Source organism: Heliobacterium mobile (assembly GCF_009720735.1).
GTDB lineage: Bacteria > Bacillota > Desulfitobacteriia > Heliobacteriales > Heliobacteriaceae > Heliobacterium > Heliobacterium mobile.
Genome location: NZ_WNKU01000002.1, coordinates 170101 through 188832, shown reverse-complemented (window position 1 = coordinate 188832; position 18732 = coordinate 170101). Strand labels below are relative to the sequence as shown.

The following is an 18732-nucleotide window of genomic DNA, read 5'->3' as shown; positions in this document are numbered from 1 at the left end:
ACATCGTACCAACGGGGCGATAGATCATAAAGAGACTGAGCGGAGGATCAAATTGCAGCACACTCATGAATCGATAAACAAGGCATTAGAAGAGGGACTGCTCACCAAGGTGACGAAACCGACGCGATACACCGGCGGGGAGTATAACCAAGTAAAAAAAGACTGGGCTGACGTCGATGTATCGATGGCGTTTGGGTTTCCCGATGTCTACGAAGTGGGGATGTCCCACTTAGGTCTGCGCATTTTGTATCATCTAATTAACGAACAACCTCGGATGGTCATGGAACGGGTCTTTGCACCTTGGGTAGACATGGAGAAAGAGATGCGTGCCCGTGAACTGCCGCTGTTCTCCTTGGAAAGCCGCCGGCCCTTGACAGACTTTGATGTGGTGGGATTTACGCTTCAGTATGAAATGTCCTACACGAACATCTTGAATATGCTCGATCTGGCAGGGATTCCGCTCAAGTCGATCGACAGAAGCGATGATGCGCCATTGATCATGGCCGGTGGTCCTTGTGCGGTCAATCCAGAACCGCTGGCAGATTTTGTCGATTTGGTCGTTTTGGGGGAAGGGGAGGAAGTACTGCCTCGAATCCTCCAAACCATCGCTCAATTTAAACAAGCAGGCCGTTGGCGGACTGGATCGGGAACGAGAGGCCGGGAAGAGTTGCTCGTCACCCTAGCTCAAATCCCCGGTGTCTACGTGCCCGCCTTCTATCAATCTGAATACGATGAAAAAGGACTTTTCAGGGGTACAAAACCAAACCGCCCTGATGTGCCTGCCCGTATTTCCAAGCAGATTGTCGCTGATTTGGACAAGGCCTATTTCCCGACAAAATCGCTTGTGCCCTTCATGGATGTCGTCCATGATCGGGTAATGTTAGAAGTCCTTCGGGGATGTTCCCGTTCCTGCCGATTTTGTCAAGCCGGAAGTATCTATCGGCCCGTTCGAGAACGATCGATGGAAACATTAAAAAAACAGGCTGCTGAACTGGTGAAGACGACAGGCTATGACGAGATCGCTCTGACCTCGTTGAGTACAGCCGATTATACTTGTGTGGAACCGCTGATCCAATCGTTGATCGCTACACACCAGGAGCAAAAAGTAGGTGTATCCTTGCCGTCCCTTCGGGTCGACGCTTTCTCGGTGAACTTGGCCAAGGAAGTGCAAAAAGTGCGCAAAACCGGGTTGACCTTTGCACCGGAAGCAGGGACTCAGCGCCTACGCGATGTGATCAATAAGGGAGTCACTGAGAAAAACCTCATGGAAACCGTAGAAAGCGCCTTTGCTAACGGTTGGACCGGCCTGAAGCTCTATTTCATGATCGGCTTGCCGACCGAAATAGAGGAAGACTTAGAAGGCATCGCTCAACTGGCCGAACGGGTCGTCTATCGCGGTACCGGTATCCTGCGAGAAAAAGGCATCAAAAAGAGTGTCAAAGTGACCGTCAGCACCTCATCCTTTGTGCCGAAGCCTCAAACACCCTTTCAATGGGAACCGCAGGCTCGCATTGAAGAGCTTGAAGAAAAACAAGCTTACTTAAAAAAGCGCCTCAAAGATCGCCGCATCAACTACAATTGGCACGATGCAAAGGTAAGTTTTATGGAGGCTGTTTTGGCCAAAGGGGATCGCCGAATCGGAGATGTTCTTTACCGGGCTTGGCAAAAAGGTTGTACTTTCGACGGATGGTCCGAATACTTCCACTTTGATCGCTGGCAGGAAGCTTTTGCCGAAGCGAATATTGATCCCGAATATTACGCCTACCGCACCATCCGTTACGATGAACCATTGCCATGGGATCATCTCGATTTCGGTGTGCAACGCCAATATTTAGTCCGGGAACATAAAAAAGCCTTAGAAGAATCATTAACCCATGACTGCCGCCTCGATTCATGTTCCGGTTGCGGCGTTTGTCCTACCCTAGGCGTAAGTCTGGATTTGCGGGGTGAAAAGCATGTACCGAATTCGAATCGCATTTAGCAAACAAGATCCAGTCCGCTGGCTTTCCCATCTAGATACCCAAAAAGCCTTTGAGCGGGCCTTGCGCCGGGCTGAGATTCCCTTGGCCTTTTCAGAGGGTTTTAATCCTCACCCCAAAATCGCCTTTGCCTCGGCTTTAGCCGTCGGTATCGTCTCCCTCGGCGAATATGCAGATATTGAACTGGCTGAGGACATGGCGCCTGAAACGGTGAAAGAAAAGCTCCAACAGGCAATGCCGGAAGGATTCGGTGTGCGAGCCGTAAAAAAAGTTCCCCAAGGAACGCAGGCACTGATGGCCGCTGTCAACCGGGCCCAGTACCGGGTACGGGTCCCCTTGACGAAAGAGATTGAAGATGGAATGGTAAAAGCCGCTCTCGATAAAAGCCTCGCAGAGGAAGCTTGGCTGGTAGAACGGGAAGGCAAAAAAGGCCGGTCTACAAAGGATATTCGCGGCGGGATCTATCAGTTGTCAGGTCATATTGTCGAAGGCCACCTCGTTCTGGAAATGGTTGTGCAGACCGGCAGTGAGGGGAACGTTCGGCCCGAAGAAGTTCTGGAAATCGTGGTGCGCACAGGCAGCTTGCCTGTCGATATAGAGCGGATCCGCATCCTACGGCTCGGCTTGTTCGTAGCCAAAGGGGATCGGCTCATGACGCCCTTAGAAGTGATATGAATAAAGTGGTCCTCGTTCAGGTGGAAGAGAGTTATACGAAAATCGCTCTCTTGGAAGATGACCACCTGGCTGAATTACATTGGGAAAAAAACGAACAAGGCTCGATCGTCGGCAACATTTATAAAGGCAACGTAGAAAATGTTCTGCCCGGTATGCAGGCGGCCTTTATCGATATCGGCCTTGAGCGGAACGCTTTTTTATACGTAAAAGAAGCGATTCCAACCGTTCTGAAGGAGGAAGGGATCAACCCCTCCATCGGAGACATTCTCAAGCCGGGACAGGAAGTGCTCGTACAGATCCTCAAAGAGGGGATTGGAACCAAAGGGCCCCGTGTTACTCGCAACGTAACTCTGCCAGGCCACTGGGTCGTCCTGATGCCCATGGTGGATCACGTAGGCGTATCCAAACGCATTGAAGATGAGCGGGAACGACGGCGGCTGATAGAAGTGGCAGAACGCGTCCAGATCCCTGGGATGGGGATCATCATTCGGACGACAGCTGTCGGTGCCGATGAAAATGAATTAGCTGCAGACATCAGACGTCTCCAAGAACGGTGGCAAAAAATTAAAGAGAAAATTAATCGCCGCCCATCGCGAAGTCTTGTCTACCAAGGCGGGACTCTAGTAGAGCGGATCTTGCGGGACATGATCGATGATGAGGTACAACAAATCCGGGTGAACGATTGCACCACCTATAATCAAATGTGGGAGTGGGCAGAGGAAAACTACCCTCTTTTGCGCAGTCGCCTCCATTTGCAAGACGGCCGCGATTATTGGACAGAGTTCAACTTGCAAGTGGAAATCGAGAAGGCCCTGCGTCCCAAAACGTGGTTAAAATCGGGAGGGTATCTCGTCATTCAGGAGACAGAAGCTCTCACGGTGATCGATGTCAATACAGGCAAGTATACAGGTACACATGACTTGGAAGATACCGTTCGCAAGACGAACTTAGAAGCGGCCCGGGAAATCGCCCGCCAACTTCGACTGCGCAGCATCGGCGGCATCATTGTCATCGATTTTATCGACATGACAGTAGACAGCCACCGGCAAGAGGTGCTTGATGTGCTGCGAGAAAGCTTGCAAAGAGATAAAGCCCCTACGAACGTGCTGGGAATTACGCCGTTAGGCTTGGTCGAGATGACCCGTAAGAAGGTTCGGGACAGTCTCTCGTCTATGTTGACGGAGCCTTGTAGTTGCTGCGACGGGAGGGGGAGGGTGTACCGGAAATCGCCGATCACATAGGCGACCGGTCCTTTTCACAAGACCGCTTGTTGCGTCCGAGGGTACGGGGTGTAATAAATGAGTGCGATACTCGTACTAAAGCGGAGCGGGTTGTATGGACCCAGTTCGCCGCGGGCTTCGAGTCCGCTTACTTACCTGCTGCCCTAAAGCGCGATATTCTCGTAGTGAACAGTTGACAAAAGTGAATTATGTCGATATTATATTGATTTGTAGGTATCTGTCCCCTGGTCACAACCGCTCAGGTCGGGCTGGATGAAGTTGGCGTAAGCCGCGCCTTGCACTTGGCGAGTCTAGATGTAGGAGGTGTCATCATGTACGCAATTATTGAAACTGGCGGCAAGCAGTACAAAGTCCAACAGGGCGATGTGCTGAACGTAGAAAAGCTGGAAGCCAACCCCGGTGATGTGATCACGATCGATCGCGTTTTCGCCGTCGGCTCCGAAGGCGACCTGAAAGTGGGTGCTCCCACCGTCGCTGGCGCAAAAGTTCTGCTCAAAGTCGAAGAGCACGGCAAAGGCAAGAAGATCATCATCTTCAAGTATAAGTCGAAAAAGAACTATCGCAAAAAACAAGGTCATCGTCAAGCTTTTACCCAAGTCCGTGTGGAAGCTATCGAAGCCTAATTGGGCTGAACCATGGTAAAAGTAAAAGTTTATGTCGACGACAACGGGCGAATCTTGGGTTTTGAAGCGACAGGTCACGCAGGAGCAGCACCCCACGGCCAAGATGTGGTCTGTGCGGGCGTGTCAGCGTTGACGCTAACGGCTGTCAACGGGCTGGAACACTTTCTCGGCGATAAAGCCCTGGAAGTAGATGCACCGGGACCAGGGAATTTGCGTTGCATGCTAATGGACCCTCTGATGACTGACGATGCGCGGACAGCCCAGATTATCCTGGAAACAATGGTACTCGGTTTAGAAAAAACCGCGGAGACTTATCCGCGTTACTTGAAAATGGAAAAAAGGAGGTGTCTCCCGTGTTAGTCATGAATCTGCAATATTTCGCCCATAAAAAAGGGGTCGGCAGCTCCCGTAACGGACGCGACTCTGAAGCCAAACGGCTGGGCGTAAAACGCAGCGACGGGCAACAAGTTATTGCTGGCAATATTCTTGTTCGCCAACGTGGCACCAAAATCCATCCCGGAAATAACGTGGGTATCGGCAGTGACGACACCTTGTTCGCCATGGTGAACGGTGTAGTCAAGTTCGAACGAAAAGGCCGGGACAAAAAACAGGTTAGCGTATACGCAGTCTAAATCACAGCACCCCCGGAGAAATCCGGGGGTTTTTTGTCAATATTATTAGCAGGGGCTGTTCTTGATTTAGTTCAATGGGAGAGAACGATGGAAGCAAAAGAAGCGATACTGGAGCGGTCCTTCTCGCCGGGAACAGAGGCTTGGATCGATTTGTGGCGTCACCTGCGCCATGACTTCGTCAACCACATTCAAACCATCATGGGCTATGTACAGATCAACCGTCAAGATCGAGCTGTCGAATACATGAAAGAAGTGGCTTCCGGACTTCAAGCGGCAGGGGGCATTTTGGCGTTAGGGGTAATGCCGGTCATTGCCTGCCTGATTCTGAAAGCACAAGAGCTTCGGCAGATATCGGTGGAACTGCAAGTCCGGGTATCTCCCCAGTGGAACCCTTCTTTATGGCAAGGTGACAGGCAAGCTCGCCAACTGGCCGAGGAAGCATTGGAAGCGATCGATAGCATGCTCACAGGGAGGCCCGGTCAAGACGATGGGGACATCCTCGTCCTTTATTTCCGTGGACAACCTCAACTTATGGATGCCTATTGGCAGAACAGCCCCAAATAATCGCAGCACATCATCTAGGAGGTTGCTTTTTTGTTTTACGATCAGGCAAAAATCTTCGTTAAAGGCGGCGACGGCGGTAACGGAGTAGCATCCTTTCGCCGGGAAAAATATGTCCCTGAAGGCGGTCCTAACGGTGGTGACGGCGGCAGCGGAGGTAACGTCATCTTTATTGGTGACGAGGGACTTCGAACCCTGGTCGATTTTCGCTATCAACGGCACTACAAAGCGGAACGCGGCGAGCATGGCATGGGTAAAAATATGCATGGCCGTAATGGCGAGGACATGACCGTTAAAGTCCCTATCGGTACCGTTGTCAAAGATGCCGAAACGAACGCCCTGATTGCCGATATCACGAGTCACAATCAAAAAGTGATCGTGGCCAAAGGTGGACGGGGTGGACGGGGAAACGCGAAGTTTGTCAGTTCAGTCAACCGTGCTCCAACCATCTCTGAAAACGGTGAGCCCGGTGCGGAGCGTTGGTTAGAACTCGAGTTGAAAGTCCTAGCTGACGTAGGGTTAGTCGGTTTTCCTAATGTTGGGAAATCGACGATCATCTCCGCTGTCTCGGCGGCTAAGCCGAAGATCGCCAACTACCACTTTACGACCCTTGAGCCGAACCTTGGTGTAGTCCGGTTGGGTGAAGGTCAGAGCTTTGTCATGGCCGACATCCCAGGACTGATCGAAGGGGCTCACGCCGGTGCCGGACTAGGCCATGATTTTCTGCGTCACACAGAGCGGACCCGCTTTTTGATTCATGTGCTCGATATCTCCGGTAGTGAAGGCCGCGATCCTTTAGAGGACTTCGACGGGATTAACAAGGAACTAGCCTTGTATAAACCAGACTTAGCTGAAAAGCCTATGGTGGTGGCAGCGAACAAGATGGATCTGCCTGGGGCAGAAGGGAATTTGGAACGCCTTCGAGAAAAACTCGGTGAAGAATATCTGATATTCCCTGTTTCAGCGGCAACGACTGAAGGGTTGGAACCACTACTGTGGCACGTCTATCATGGTTTAGAAGCCATGGGACCGGTTGTCTTCGAAACGGTGACTGCCGAAAAACATATGGACGTTCGCGTCACTGGCAAGAAAGCGGAACGTTTCCATATTGACCGTGACGAAGAGGGTACCTTTGTCGTCTCCGGTGCAGAAGTGGAGCGGCATGTGGCCATGACCAACTTCGAAAATGAAGAATCGGTGACTCGTTTGCAACGGATCCTCGACAGGATGGGCGTCGATCAGGCCTTGCGAGATGCTGGGGCGAAACATGGTGACCAGGTTCGAATTAGAGAATTAGAGTTTGATTTCGTCGAGTTTGGCGGAGATTATGCCCCTGATCCTGATGATGCGGATAACGAAGAATAGACGTTAATCACAGTAAAGAGGCAAGTAGAAAAAAACTCGAATAGTTATAAAGATAAGGCTATTCTGTCAGTGTGATCTGCGGCAGGAAAGCTTTTTGGAACCGAGAACTTATAAGGAAAATCGATGTTGACGACTTGTTCTGTTCATTCGCCAACATTGGGAGGTGCGCCTTTTGTTATCTCGCCGAGATCTGCCCAAGGCGCGCCGGATCGTCGTCAAGGTCGGTACCAGCACCTTGACCCATGGAACCGGCAAACTAAACCTGGAGCAGATAGAAAAGCTGGTCCGTCAGTTGGCTGATCTGGCAAATCAAGGCTATGAGCTTCTGCTTGTTTCATCGGGGGCTGTCGGCGCAGGGATGGGACGACTGGGACTACAGAAGCGACCGAAAACAGTCCCTGAAAAGCAGGCTTGTGCCGCCGTCGGTCAGGGAATCCTGATGCATATGTACGAAAAACTGTTTGCCGAATACGGTCAAGTGGTTGCCCAGGTATTGCTCACCCGTGATGACCTCGCCTTCCGAAAACGGTATATCAACGCCGGCAATACGCTGGAATCTCTTCTGCGGATGGGCGTCATTCCAATCATCAATGAAAATGACACCGTCGCTGTCGACGAGATTCGCCTTCGTTTTGGAGACAACGACACCTTGTCTGCTATGGTGGCGAGTCTCGTACATAGCGACGTATTAGTATTGTTGACGGACATCGACGGGCTTTACACGGCCAATCCTCGTGTCGATCCCTCGGCAGTCCTCATCCACGAGGTGGCAGAGATCACTCCGGAGATTGAATCCATGGCGGCTGGTGCTGGATCGAATCTGGGAACCGGAGGGATGACGACGAAACTCCAGGCGGCACGGATCAGTGTAGACTCTGGTGTAGCCATGGTGATCGCACCAGGTAACCGCCCGAATGTGCTCCGGGAAATCATGGCTGGTGACGATGTAGGAACGTTGTTTATTCCTGCCGAAAAACCGCTGCCCGGGTACAAGCGCTGGCTTGCCTTTGGCTCCGCCTGCAGCGGACGCATCACCATCGATCAAGGAGCGGTCGCTGCGCTCATCACGGGCGGAAAGAGCCTGCTGCCTTGTGGTATCGTCATGACAGAAGGCGACTACCAGAGCGGCGACATGGTCAGTATCATCGCTCCCGAAGGATACGAGGTAGCGCGCGGGGTCACTCACTATTCTGCAGATCAGGTGCAGCGTATCATGGGAAAACAATGCCAGGATATTGAGCCTCTTTTAGGAATTAAGGGGTTTGATGAGGTCATTCACAGGGATAATCTTACTGTCATGGCGTCCCGGTAGACTAGACCAAAAAGAAATCAATGCTGTGGCAAAGAGGGGGAAAACATATGAATCTCGTTTCCGAATTAGCCCTCAAAGGTAAACAAGCGAAAGACGCCGCCTATAAACTGGCGTCCATATCATCGCAGATTAAGGATAAAGCCCTGGAAGCGATGGCCTACGCCCTTGTGGCTCAGGAAGAAGAGATTTTAGCGGCAAACGCCCTCGATGTGGAGGCAGGCCGTAACAAAGGCATGTCCAATGCCCTACTTGATCGACTGATGCTCAACAAGAAACGGATCGAAGAGATGGCTGAGGGTCTCTACGCCTTGGTCAGCTTGCCCGATCCCATCGGTGAAGTAGTCCGCCAATGGCGCCGGCCGAATGGACTGGAAATCGGCCAGGTCCGGGTCCCCTTGGGCGTCGTGGGAATTATCTATGAAGCACGGCCCAACGTGACGGTTGATGCGGCTGGACTTTGTCTGAAAACAGGAAACGCGGTGCTGTTGCGAGGCGGTTCGGAAGCGATCCGTTCCAACATGGCCATCGTCAAAGTCATCGCTGCAGCTGCCGAAGAAGCAGGTTTGCCGTCAGGATCGATTCAACTCGTAGAAGATACAAGCCGTGAAGTAGCCCAGCAGATGATGACCATGAACAAATACCTAGACGTGCTCATTCCCCGGGGTGGTGCTGGCCTAATTCAAACAGTCGTCAAAAATGCCACTGTACCGGTCATCGAAACGGGTGTGGGCAACTGCCACGTCTATGTGGACTCCCATGCCGATCTGGATATGGCGGAAAACATCGTCATCAATGCGAAAACCCACCGCCCTGGTGTCTGCAATGCCATGGAAACGTTGCTCGTCCATCAGGATGTGGCACGCAAATTCTTACCCCATGTCGGCAAAAGGCTGCAAGAAATGAACGTGGAACTGCGCGGTTGCCCCCGTACCTTAGCGCTGATTGAAGGCGCCAAAGAAGCGACAGAAGAAGATTATCAAACGGAGTATTTAGACCTTATATTAGCTGTCCGCGTCGTCGACAGCTTTGAAGAAGCTCTCGCCCATATCCGCCGCTACAGCACCGGTCATTCGGAAGCCATCGTCACCAATGACTACCTTCGAGCCCGGGAATTTACCCGCTGTGTCGACGCTGCTGCCGTCTATGTGAATGCCTCGACACGCTTCACCGATGGATTCCAGTTTGGCATGGGCGCTGAAATCGGTATCTCTACCCAGAAGCTGCATGCTCGTGGACCGATGGGTCTGAACGAAATGACGACGATTAAATACGTCTGCTACGGCGATGGCCAAATCCGGCAGTAACAGCGAAGAACAAAAAGGGTTTATCATAGGTCCCCATGGCGTTGTCATTCCCATTCCTCCAGATGCGGCGGACTATGAATGGGTGGACAGCTCCCTTGGGATTAAAATGCCCAAAACGAGGATATATTGTTCAACCCAAAAGCCATTAAAAATTGGCATTATGGGTGGGACATTCGATCCGGTCCACTACGGTCACCTGGTGACGGCGGAAGCGGCGTCGGACCTTTTTAGCTTGTCGACAGTCATCTTTGTTCCTTCAGGACGTCCGCCTCATAAGCGAGCCTTCTCTGTCACCGACCCCTGGGAACGATACGGTATGACTGAATTAGCTACCTGCTCCAATCTGCGTTTCCGTATGTGTGATATCGAGGTCTGTCGCCCGGGGTACTCCTACACCATCGACACAGTCCGTGCCTTTCGAACAGCCTATGGCGAAGAAGCGGAATTGTATTTTATCACCGGTGCCGATGCCATCTTGGAAATCATGACCTGGCACCGTATCGACGAACTGATGAAAGAATGTCACTTCATCGCCGCCTACCGACCCGGATATGACCGGGAACACTTGAGGGATGCGGTGGAGCAGATGTCCAGGGATTTTTCCCAACGGATCCATTTAATCGAAGTTCCGGCTTTGGCCATTTCTTCCACTGACATCCGAAGGCGTTTACAAGAAGGGCGCACCATCAAATACCTTCTCCCAGAGCCTGTGATCCATCGTATTGCCGAACGGGGTCTTTATGTCGGTAGTGGGACTCACGAATAAGGCTGATGCATCTGGTCATACTAAGTCGCGAGCGCAAGGAGCGGTCAAAAGCCGCGACAAAAATTGCACTAGAGATCTGGCTTTATGGTGAGGTGAACAAATTTGACACGGACTCTTTATGTAGGTAACCTTCCTTGGGCAACAAAGCCCGAAAACCTAACAGAACTATTTTCTCCCTATGGTGAGGTCATCAGCTCTCGGATCATCACAGACAGGGAGACCGGTCGCTCCAGAGGTTTCGGATTTGTAGAGGTCAACGACGAAGACGCCGAACGCATGATTGAATCAATGAACGGCGCAGAGTTTGAAGGTAGACAGTTGACCGTCAATGAGGCCAAACCCAGACAGGGTGAATAAGAGTTTTTTATGCTCACCTCCTAGACCTTTTTGGTATAGGGGGTTTATTATTGTTATGAAGGGAAAGGATGATCTTATTGGAAGATTGGGAAGCCATCATCGGACGCGTGAAGGAGGATATGGCCCGGGAGATGAGCAGCCGTCGCTATGGGCACATCGTTGGCGCGGGACAGACGGCTTCCCAACTGGCGAAGTGTCATGGCCTTGATCCGGTGAAAGCGATGGCTGCGGCATTGCTTCACGACATCGCCCGGGAGTGGCCGGCAGAGAAGCAACGCAGACGTTGCGAACAGGCACAGATTGCACTGGAACCGTGGGAATGGGAGCAGCCGGAACTTCTTCATGCCTATGTAGGTGTCCATGTGGCCCAAGAAAAGTACGGCGTTCAAGATTTCGACGTATTAAACGCCATAGGCTGCCACACTGTCGGTCATCCCCAGATGGGAAGCTTAGAGAAAATCGTCTACTTAGCTGACAAAATGGAGCCAAACCGTTCTTACCCGGGTGTCGAAAAAATCCGGGATACGGCTGTAAAATCATTGGACAAGGCTATGATCGTCGCTCTCGAACAGAGCATCTACCATGTCCTTCGCAAAGGGCGCATGCTTCATCCCTTGACGATCAGTGCTCGCAATCAACTCCTATGGAACGAAAAAATCAATAGAGACTCAGGAGGGAATCGACGAATTGGGACACAATAGTAAACATCTCGCCATAGAGATCGCCGAAGCCGCTTCGGATAAAAAAGCCTTTGACATCATGATACTGGATCTGCAAGGGCGCTCCAGCGTAACGGATTACTTTGTTATTTGTAACGGCAACTCGACGCCGCAACTACAAGCGATCTGCCAAAACATCGAAGACAAAATGAAAGATATGGGCATACAAGTGCTGAGGACGGAAGGGTACCGGGAAGGTCGTTGGATACTGATGGATTACGGCGCTGTAGTGGTTCACATATTCCAGCCTGAGACGAGAGACTTTTATAACTTAGAACGTCTCTGGGGAGACGCCCCAAGGGCTGTGGAACCGAACTTTTCCGATTTCGTGCAATAGCAGCGGTCATGAACATCTTTGATGTCATCGGGCCGGTGATGATCGGCCCGTCTAGCTCACATACAGCCGGGGCGGTTCGCTTGGGAAATGTGGCGCGGTCCATCCTTGGCGAACCTGTTCTCGAAGCGAGCATCGGCCTGCACGGCTCTTTCGCTCAAACCTACCAGGGCCATGGTTCTGACCTGGCTCTGGTGGCCGGCCTTTTGGGTTGGGCCACCGATGACGCCCGTATTCCTTCCTCTTTCGACCATGCTCGGGAGGCTGGACTGTCGGTCACCTTTCATAAGGAAAATCTGGGAGAATTGGCCCATCCCAATACAGTCCGATTTCGGCTGAAGGGAAGACAAGGTGGGGCTTCTGTCATCACCGGTGCTTCCATCGGTGGCGGCCGAGTACTGGTTACAGACGTGGACGACTTTCCTTTGGAATTTACCGGTGACTTTGCCACGTTGTTGGTAATGCATCATGACCGTCCCGGTGCGATCACCTTGGTAACGGGAATATTATCTTCCCAAGGGATCAACATCGCTCAAATGCGGGTGTCACGCAAACAAAAAGGGGCCTTAGCCCTTATGGTCCTTGAGACGGATCAACCCGTTGGAGACGGAACGATTCGAGCCATCAGTTCTCTTCCACAAGTGGAAGCGGTACGACGGATACAAGCCATGTAGTTTTTCTTTTTCCTGTAAAGCTACTTGGACGGTTGTAGACTGGAAGAGGCGGGATCGGCGTTGACCGAAAAATTATCGTTGCAATATTGGATCGCACAAGCAGAAGAGAAAAACACCACATTTGCAAACTATTGTATCCAAAATCAAGTCGAAGCGTTGGAATTGACAGCAGAAGAGATTCTTGAACGTATGGAATCGATGCTTGCAGTCATGCGCGAAGCTGTTCAGACGGGATTACAAGGTGTTCGATCCGTCGGTGGACTCGTTGGGGGAGACGCTAGTAAACTCGACGAATACCTGAAGTCAAAGCCTGAAAAAGCTATCGGCGGGACAGTGCTTTCCAAAGCAATCACCATGGCTTTGGCTGTTGGAGAAGCCAATGCATCTATGGGGCGGATCGTTGCAGCACCGACGGCAGGTGCAAGCGGCGTCTTGCCTTCGGTGCTGTTTACCATAGCTGAATCTTACCATCTTACTGATCGAGAACTGGCGAAAGGGCTTGTCGTGGCCGGTGCCATCGGCATGGTGATTGCCTCACGGGCCTCCTTGTCAGGGGCGACTGGAGGCTGTCAAGCGGAATGCGGTTCTGCAGCCGCGATGGCCGCTGGTGCCGCGGTAGATCTTTGTTCCGGTACGCCTTCTCAAGTCGGGGAAGCGGTGGCTATGGTCTTAAAAAACATGCTCGGCCTTGTCTGTGACCCAGTGGCTGGACTCGTGGAAGTCCCCTGTGTGAAACGAAATGCGGGCGCTGCTGCTCAGGCAATCGTCGCGGCTGAGATGGCTTTAGCTGGTATCAAAAGCGCCATACCTGTCGACGAGGTTATCGATGCGATGGGAAATGTTGGCGGCTCCTTGCCAAAGAGCCTTCGGGAAACTGCTTTAGGCGGGCTAGCCGCTACACCCACGGGAAGGGCATGGTCGAAGAAACTCTTTGGACATATAGAGGAATAGGCTGACAAGCTCCTAACGCCACGATGACGGCAAGACTTCATCGTGGCGTTTTTTGTCGAATATAGGTATTATTTATCGAAAAAATATTGCTTTTCCCCAATACTGAGAATAAAATTACAAGTGTAATTGGAAGATCCTTTTTCTTAAGTTGATCTTCGGAGGGCAAAGGACGCCCTTCACCGCGAAGGGATATTAGCTCCGTGGTGAAGGGCGTTTTGAATGTTACACAAAGAACAAACCGAGGGGGTGGGCGTAGAGGCAGGAAAGTTTGAGCGACTCAGGTGATAAAAGAAATAGGAAAAAATTAAGGAGGAATTCAGAGGAATGAAACTGACGCGCAAGTATTTATTTATGTTCCTCAGCATTCTGCTGATCCTGTCTGTCGCCGTTGTCGGCTGCGGCGGCGGGAAACAAGCCAGTAATGCACCGGCAGCTGGCAGCGGAGATAAAATCAAAGTGGCTTTTGTCTATGTGGGACCTGTTGGTGACGCCGGTTGGTCTTACTCTCACGACCAAGGTCGCCAGTATCTGGTCAAAGAAATGCCTAACGTAGAGACGACGGTCGTCGAATCGGTTCCGGAAGGTGCCGACGCTGAACGGGTATTAACCGAACTGGCCTCTAAAGGCAACAAGGTCATCTTTGCCACCAGCTTTGGTTACATGGACTATGTAGAAAAAGTGGCCAAGAAGTTTCCCGATGTCGTTTTCCTCCATGCAACCGGCTTTAAAACTGCCAGTAACGTAGGTACATACTTCGGCAGAGAATACCAAGCCCGTTATCTTTCTGGTCTCGTAGCCGGCAAACAAACCCAGACCAACCTGATCGGTTATGTAGCCGCTATGCCTATCCCCGAAGTCATCCGTGGTATTAACGCCTTCACCTTGGGTGTAAAAGAAGTCAATCCCAAAGCCACGGTGAAAGTTGTCTGGACGAATACTTGGTATGATCCGGCCAAAGAAAAAGACGCCGCCAAGAGCCTCCTTGATGCAAACTGCGACGTCATCGCCCAACACCAGGATACACCGGCTCCGATGCAGGCTGCCGAGGAAAGAGGCAAGTTTGGCATCGGCTACAACACAGACATGAGCAAGTTCGCACCGAAAGCTGTTTTAACCAGCCCCGTTTGGAACTGGGGTCCCTACTATGTAAAAACGGTGAAAGCCGTCATGGACAAGACCTGGAAATCTGAACAATACTGGGGCCCGATGAGCGATAATATCATTGACTTGGCGCCTTTTGGTCCTATGGTCGGCGAAGATACCAAAGCGCTCGTAGCGAAGAAAAAAGATACTATCCTTAAAGGTCAATGGGACGTCTTTACCGGTCCCATCAAAGACCAACAAGGACAAGTGAAAGTTCAGGAAGGTCAGAAGATGACCGACAAAGAAATGCTCGGATTTGATTGGTTTGTACAAGGTGTAGACGGAACCATTCCCAGCGCCAAACAATAAGTACTAGAGTGACCGCAGGCCGCCTTCCTTCTGGCAAGGCGGTCTTCCCATCTGGAGGCTTTTTCAAAAAAGGCTTCTGTCCCGTAAACTGAACCGTAAGGGTAGGGTGGCAAGGAATGGACTACATGGTAGAAATGATCAACATCACAAAACGGTTTCCGGGGATTCTCGCCAATGATCGGGTCAGTTTTTCCGTCAAAGCCGGAGAAATCCACGCCTTACTCGGTGAAAACGGAGCTGGCAAAAGCACCTTGATGAGCATTCTCACCGGGCTTTACCGGCCTGATGAAGGGGAGATACGGATCCAAGGCACTCCCGTAGATTTACAATCTCCTCGAGATGCGGTGGCCCATGGCATCGGCATGGTTCACCAGCACTTTAAATTAGTCAAACCTTTTACGGTGGCCGAGAACATCATTCTTGGGCTGAAGGGAATCAAAGAAGTTTACAATCTTAAATCGATCGATGAGAGCGTAGCCCAACTCAGCCGGGAATATGGTCTGCATATTCAACCCGATTCCCCGATCTGGCAACTATCGGTGGGCGAGCAGCAGCGGGCGGAGATCGTCAAAATCCTTTTTCGGGGCGCCGAGATTCTCATTCTCGATGAGCCCACGGCGGTACTAACGCCGCAAGAGGCCAAAGACCTCTATAAGACACTGCGAAAAATGGCTGACCTCGGAAAAGCCATCATCGTCATCTCTCACAAACTGAGTGAGGTCTTGGCTCACACTGATGCGATCACAGTCCTGCGGGGTGGACGCTCCGTCGGAACGGTTCGCACTAAAGAAACAAGCGAAATGGAACTGACCCGCATGATGGTCGGTCGACCAGTGATGCTTGAGACTGTGAAAAATCCAGTCAACCGCAGCTCGAAAGTGTTGGAATTACATAACCTATCGGCTCTGGGAAACCGTGGCCAATTCGCTTTAAAAGAGATCAACTTGGATATCTACGGCGGCGAAATCGTAGGGATTGCCGGTGTAGCGGGAAACGGTCAGCGGGAATTGGCCGAAGTAGTGGCGGGCCTCCGGGCTATTGAAAGAGGCCAAAAGAAAGTTGACGGAAATGACTTGACCCTAGCTTCGCCCAAACAAATGATCCAGGCCGGTGTCAGTTATGTTCCAGAAGATCGCTTGGGAACAGGCCTGGTCCCCAATTTAAATGCCATGGAAAATTATCTGCTGAAAGGTGTCCAAAGGATGCCTAGCGGGTTTATCAATTGGAAACAAGTGGCCCAAGAGACGGCAGAGGTCATTAAAAAATACGATATAAAAGTACCGAATCCGAAAAACCCGGTCAAAATGCTTTCTGGAGGCAACTTGCAGAAGCTCCTTTTGGGGCGGGAAATATCGGGTAAACCACGGCTGATTGTCACTATGTATCCCATGAGAGGATTGGATGTGGGCGCCATGGAGACGATTCGAAGCCTGCTGCTGCAGGAGCGCGATCGGGGAGCTGCTGTCTTGCTCATTTCTGAAGAATTAGAAGAACTCTTTGCTTTGTCAGATCGGCTTGCTGTGCTCCACGGCGGCGAGGTCATGGGTGTGGTCGATCCCCATAAGACAACCTTCGAAGATGTCGGCTTGATGATGGCCGGGAAAAGGATGGCTGCCCATGGGTAATAGTTGGTTTAGCCGTTGGCATTTTGAAAAGCGAGAGACCACGTCGAATCTAGTCTTGGTAATGGTCCCTGTCCTCTCCGTCGTCATCGGATTGATCTTCACAGGCCTATTTATCGCATTGACCGGGAAAGACCCACTGGAGGTCTATCTGTTAATGTTCGATGGGGCTTTTGGTTCTGCTTACGGAATTTCCGAGACGATCGTCAAATCGATCCCCTTGCTGATCTGTGCACTGGGCTTGTCGATCGCCTTTCGCATGCAGCTTTGGAACATCGGTGCTGAGGGACAATTGTATATGGGCGCCTTTGGAGCTACTTGGGCGGCCTTGACATTCCCAGACTGGCCGGCTTATCAGCTCCTGCCAGTGATGATGGTAGCGGGCTTTTTGGCCGGTGGTCTTTGGGGGCTGCTGCCCGCTATTCCCCGGGCTTATTTCAAAGTCAATGAGACGATCACCACATTGTTGATGAACTACATCGCTATCTTATGGGTTGATTACCTCGTGGTAGGACCCTGGAAAGATCCCAAATCCTTCAACTTCCCCATCTCCCCTCAGTTCACCGAAGGAGCTATCTTGCCCACCTTAGGAACAAGCCGCATTCACATGGGTCTGGTCTTCGGTGTGGTAGTGGCACTGCTCCTTTACATCGTCTTAAACTACACCCGATGGGGCTTTGAAATCCGGGTCAGCGGGGAAAGTCCGGCAGCTGCCCGTTACGCCGGTATGAATTACGTCAAAAATATTTTGCTGGTCATGTTTATCAGCGGCGGTTTAGCGGGCCTCGCCGGCATGACCGAGGTTTCGGCTATCACCCAGCGCCTGCAGCATGGCATCTCTCCCGGCTACGGCTATTCGGCCATCATCATCGCTTGGTTGGCTCGCTTGCACCCGGCGGCTATCGTGCTCGTTTCGGTGATCTTTGGCGGTATGCTCGTCGGCGGCTACAGCATTCAAACGAGCGGCTTTTCATCGACGACGGTCTCCATGCTTCAAGGTGCTATCCTGTTTTTCGTCGTCGGAGGCGAAATTTTTGTCAACTACCGCCTAGTACGGGGAGAAAAGGGAGGCAAATAGATGGAACAATCCATATGGCTCGCGCTGTTAAGCACCGGCGTCGTCGCCGGCACGCCCATTCTCTTTGCCGCATTAGGAGAGATTCTGACGGAACGGGCGGGTATTTTGAACCTGGGTGTGGAAGGGATGATGCTCGTCGGTGCGGTGACAGGCTTTATGGTTACTATGAGTACGCATAACCAGTGGATGGGGCTGCTAATGGCCATTGTGGCAGGTGGCTTGATGGCTTTGATCCACGCTTTTTTGAGCATCACCTTGCGGGCCAATCAGGTTGTGAGCGGCCTGGCTTTGACCATCTTTGGCACTGGCCTCAGCGGCTTTCTCGGTAAAGACCTGATCGGCGTACCATTGACAGACACCTTTAAACCCATCCCGATCGCCGGGCTGAGCGAGATCCCTTGGATTGGCGATATCCTATTCAAACATGACGCACTTGTCTATATCAGTTACGGGCTCATCTTTATCCTCTGGTTCTTTTTGTACCGTACCAAGACCGGTTTAGAACTCCGGGCTGTCGGAGAAAACCCGGCAGCCGCCGACGCGGCGGGAATCAACGTATTCGCTATCCGTTATGCCTGTGTCATCGCCGGAGGCATGCTGGCCGGGGCAGCTGGAGCATACCTTTCATTAGCCTACGCTCCCTCTTGGTTGGAAAACATGACCGCCGGCCGCGGCTGGATCGCCGTTGCCCTAGTCATCTTCGGTACATGGAATCCTTTACGCGCCTTTCTAGGCAGCTTCTTTTTCGGAACCATCGATGTAATGGGCTTTACTATGCAGACGATAGGGATACAAATTCCATCGTTCTTCTTAAAGATGTTGCCTTACATATTTACCATCGCCGTTCTCATCGTAGTAACCCGGGAGACGAAGACCCGGCGGGTGGCGTCGCCGGAAGCCTTAAGCATTCCCTATAACCGGGAAGAACGGTAGAAACACATGCGCATAGAACTTTTGGTCCTGCGCGCATAAGAGCAAGTAAAATATGGGGAAGAACCTCGGGATTTACTGTCTCGAGGTTTTTCTTTATGGAAGAAAGGGACAAGTTACAGGAAGCTGAAGCTTTTTTTACTGAAGGGATGCGAAA

Annotated in this window: 20 protein-coding genes and 1 other annotated feature; all 20 genes read left to right on the top strand. The window is 51.6% G+C overall.

Going from position 1 to position 18732, the window contains the following annotated elements; genetic code table 11:
• Positions 1 to 52 precede the first annotated feature (52 nt).
• On the top strand, positions 53 to 1981 hold the full coding sequence (locus tag GJ688_RS03425; RefSeq protein WP_155475128.1) for a TIGR03960 family B12-binding radical SAM protein: 1929 nt from the start codon (positions 53 to 55) through the stop codon (positions 1979 to 1981).
• Positions 1956 to 2654, top strand: coding sequence for a TIGR03936 family radical SAM-associated protein (locus tag GJ688_RS03420; protein ID WP_155475127.1), 699 nt, complete (start codon positions 1956 to 1958; stop codon positions 2652 to 2654). The genes GJ688_RS03425 and GJ688_RS03420 overlap by 26 nt, the downstream gene beginning before the upstream one ends.
• On the top strand, positions 2651 to 3895 hold the full coding sequence (locus tag GJ688_RS03415; protein ID WP_155475126.1) for an Rne/Rng family ribonuclease: 1245 nt from the start codon (positions 2651 to 2653) through the stop codon (positions 3893 to 3895). Before GJ688_RS03420 ends, GJ688_RS03415 begins: the two co-directional genes overlap by 4 nt.
• A 222-nt stretch (positions 3896 to 4117) precedes the next feature.
• Positions 4118 to 4197, top strand: a sequence feature (ribosomal protein L21 leader region).
• Between the two features lie 9 nt (positions 4198 to 4206).
• The gene (gene rplU, locus GJ688_RS03410; protein WP_155475125.1) at positions 4207 to 4518 is read left to right on the top strand and encodes a 50S ribosomal protein L21; all 312 of its coding nucleotides are present in this window, start codon (positions 4207 to 4209) and stop codon (positions 4516 to 4518) included.
• A gap of 12 nt (positions 4519 to 4530) precedes the next feature.
• On the top strand, positions 4531 to 4878 hold the full coding sequence (locus GJ688_RS03405) for a ribosomal-processing cysteine protease Prp (protein ID WP_155475124.1): 348 nt from the start codon (positions 4531 to 4533) through the stop codon (positions 4876 to 4878).
• Entirely contained in the window at positions 4872 to 5150 is a 279-nt protein-coding gene (gene rpmA / locus GJ688_RS03400) for a 50S ribosomal protein L27 (RefSeq protein ID WP_170291615.1), read from the top strand. The genes GJ688_RS03405 and rpmA overlap by 7 nt, the downstream gene beginning before the upstream one ends.
• A gap of 87 nt (positions 5151 to 5237) precedes the next feature.
• Positions 5238 to 5714: a Spo0B domain-containing protein gene (locus tag GJ688_RS03395; RefSeq protein ID WP_155475123.1), complete on the top strand. Its 477-nt coding sequence runs from the start codon at positions 5238 to 5240 to the stop codon at positions 5712 to 5714.
• 30 nt (positions 5715 to 5744) lie between these two features.
• On the top strand, positions 5745 to 7076 hold the full coding sequence (obgE, locus tag GJ688_RS03390; RefSeq protein ID WP_155475122.1) for a GTPase ObgE: 1332 nt from the start codon (positions 5745 to 5747) through the stop codon (positions 7074 to 7076).
• A 172-nt stretch (positions 7077 to 7248) separates the two neighbouring features.
• Positions 7249 to 8388, top strand: a complete 1140-nt coding sequence (gene proB, locus GJ688_RS03385; protein WP_155475121.1) for a glutamate 5-kinase — start codon at positions 7249 to 7251, stop codon at positions 8386 to 8388.
• 47 nt (positions 8389 to 8435) lie between these two features.
• Positions 8436 to 9692, top strand: coding sequence for a glutamate-5-semialdehyde dehydrogenase (locus tag GJ688_RS03380; RefSeq protein ID WP_155475120.1), 1257 nt, complete (start codon positions 8436 to 8438; stop codon positions 9690 to 9692).
• Positions 9673 to 10458, top strand: a complete 786-nt coding sequence (gene nadD / locus GJ688_RS03375) for a nicotinate-nucleotide adenylyltransferase (RefSeq protein WP_328597301.1) — start codon at positions 9673 to 9675, stop codon at positions 10456 to 10458. Before GJ688_RS03380 ends, nadD begins: the two co-directional genes overlap by 20 nt.
• 102 nt (positions 10459 to 10560) lie before the next feature.
• Positions 10561 to 10815 (top strand): RNA recognition motif domain-containing protein, encoded by a 255-nt coding sequence (locus GJ688_RS03370; RefSeq protein WP_155475119.1) that lies wholly within the window; start codon positions 10561 to 10563, stop codon positions 10813 to 10815.
• Between the two features lie 68 nt (positions 10816 to 10883).
• On the top strand, positions 10884 to 11516 hold the full coding sequence (yqeK, locus tag GJ688_RS03365; RefSeq protein WP_155475118.1) for a bis(5'-nucleosyl)-tetraphosphatase (symmetrical) YqeK: 633 nt from the start codon (positions 10884 to 10886) through the stop codon (positions 11514 to 11516).
• Positions 11503 to 11871 (top strand): ribosome silencing factor, encoded by a 369-nt coding sequence (gene rsfS, locus GJ688_RS03360; RefSeq protein ID WP_155475117.1) that lies wholly within the window; start codon positions 11503 to 11505, stop codon positions 11869 to 11871. Before yqeK ends, rsfS begins: the two co-directional genes overlap by 14 nt.
• A gap of 8 nt (positions 11872 to 11879) precedes the next feature.
• The gene (gene sdaAB, locus GJ688_RS03355; RefSeq protein WP_155475116.1) at positions 11880 to 12542 is read left to right on the top strand and encodes an L-serine ammonia-lyase, iron-sulfur-dependent subunit beta; all 663 of its coding nucleotides are present in this window, start codon (positions 11880 to 11882) and stop codon (positions 12540 to 12542) included.
• Positions 12543 to 12602: 60 nt separating this feature from the next.
• Entirely contained in the window at positions 12603 to 13493 is an 891-nt protein-coding gene (gene sdaAA / locus GJ688_RS03350; protein ID WP_155475115.1) for an L-serine ammonia-lyase, iron-sulfur-dependent, subunit alpha, read from the top strand.
• A gap of 324 nt (positions 13494 to 13817) precedes the next feature.
• Positions 13818 to 14945, top strand: a complete 1128-nt coding sequence (locus tag GJ688_RS03345) for a BMP family ABC transporter substrate-binding protein (RefSeq protein ID WP_155475114.1) — start codon at positions 13818 to 13820, stop codon at positions 14943 to 14945.
• Positions 14946 to 15061: 116 nt separating this feature from the next.
• The gene (locus tag GJ688_RS03340) at positions 15062 to 16570 is read left to right on the top strand and encodes an ABC transporter ATP-binding protein (protein WP_155475113.1); all 1509 of its coding nucleotides are present in this window, start codon (positions 15062 to 15064) and stop codon (positions 16568 to 16570) included.
• Positions 16563 to 17645, top strand: a complete 1083-nt coding sequence (locus GJ688_RS03335) for an ABC transporter permease (protein ID WP_155475112.1) — start codon at positions 16563 to 16565, stop codon at positions 17643 to 17645. Before GJ688_RS03340 ends, GJ688_RS03335 begins: the two co-directional genes overlap by 8 nt.
• Positions 17646 to 18578 (top strand): ABC transporter permease, encoded by a 933-nt coding sequence (locus GJ688_RS03330; protein WP_155475111.1) that lies wholly within the window; start codon positions 17646 to 17648, stop codon positions 18576 to 18578.
• The last annotated feature ends 154 nt before the right edge of the window (positions 18579 to 18732 follow it).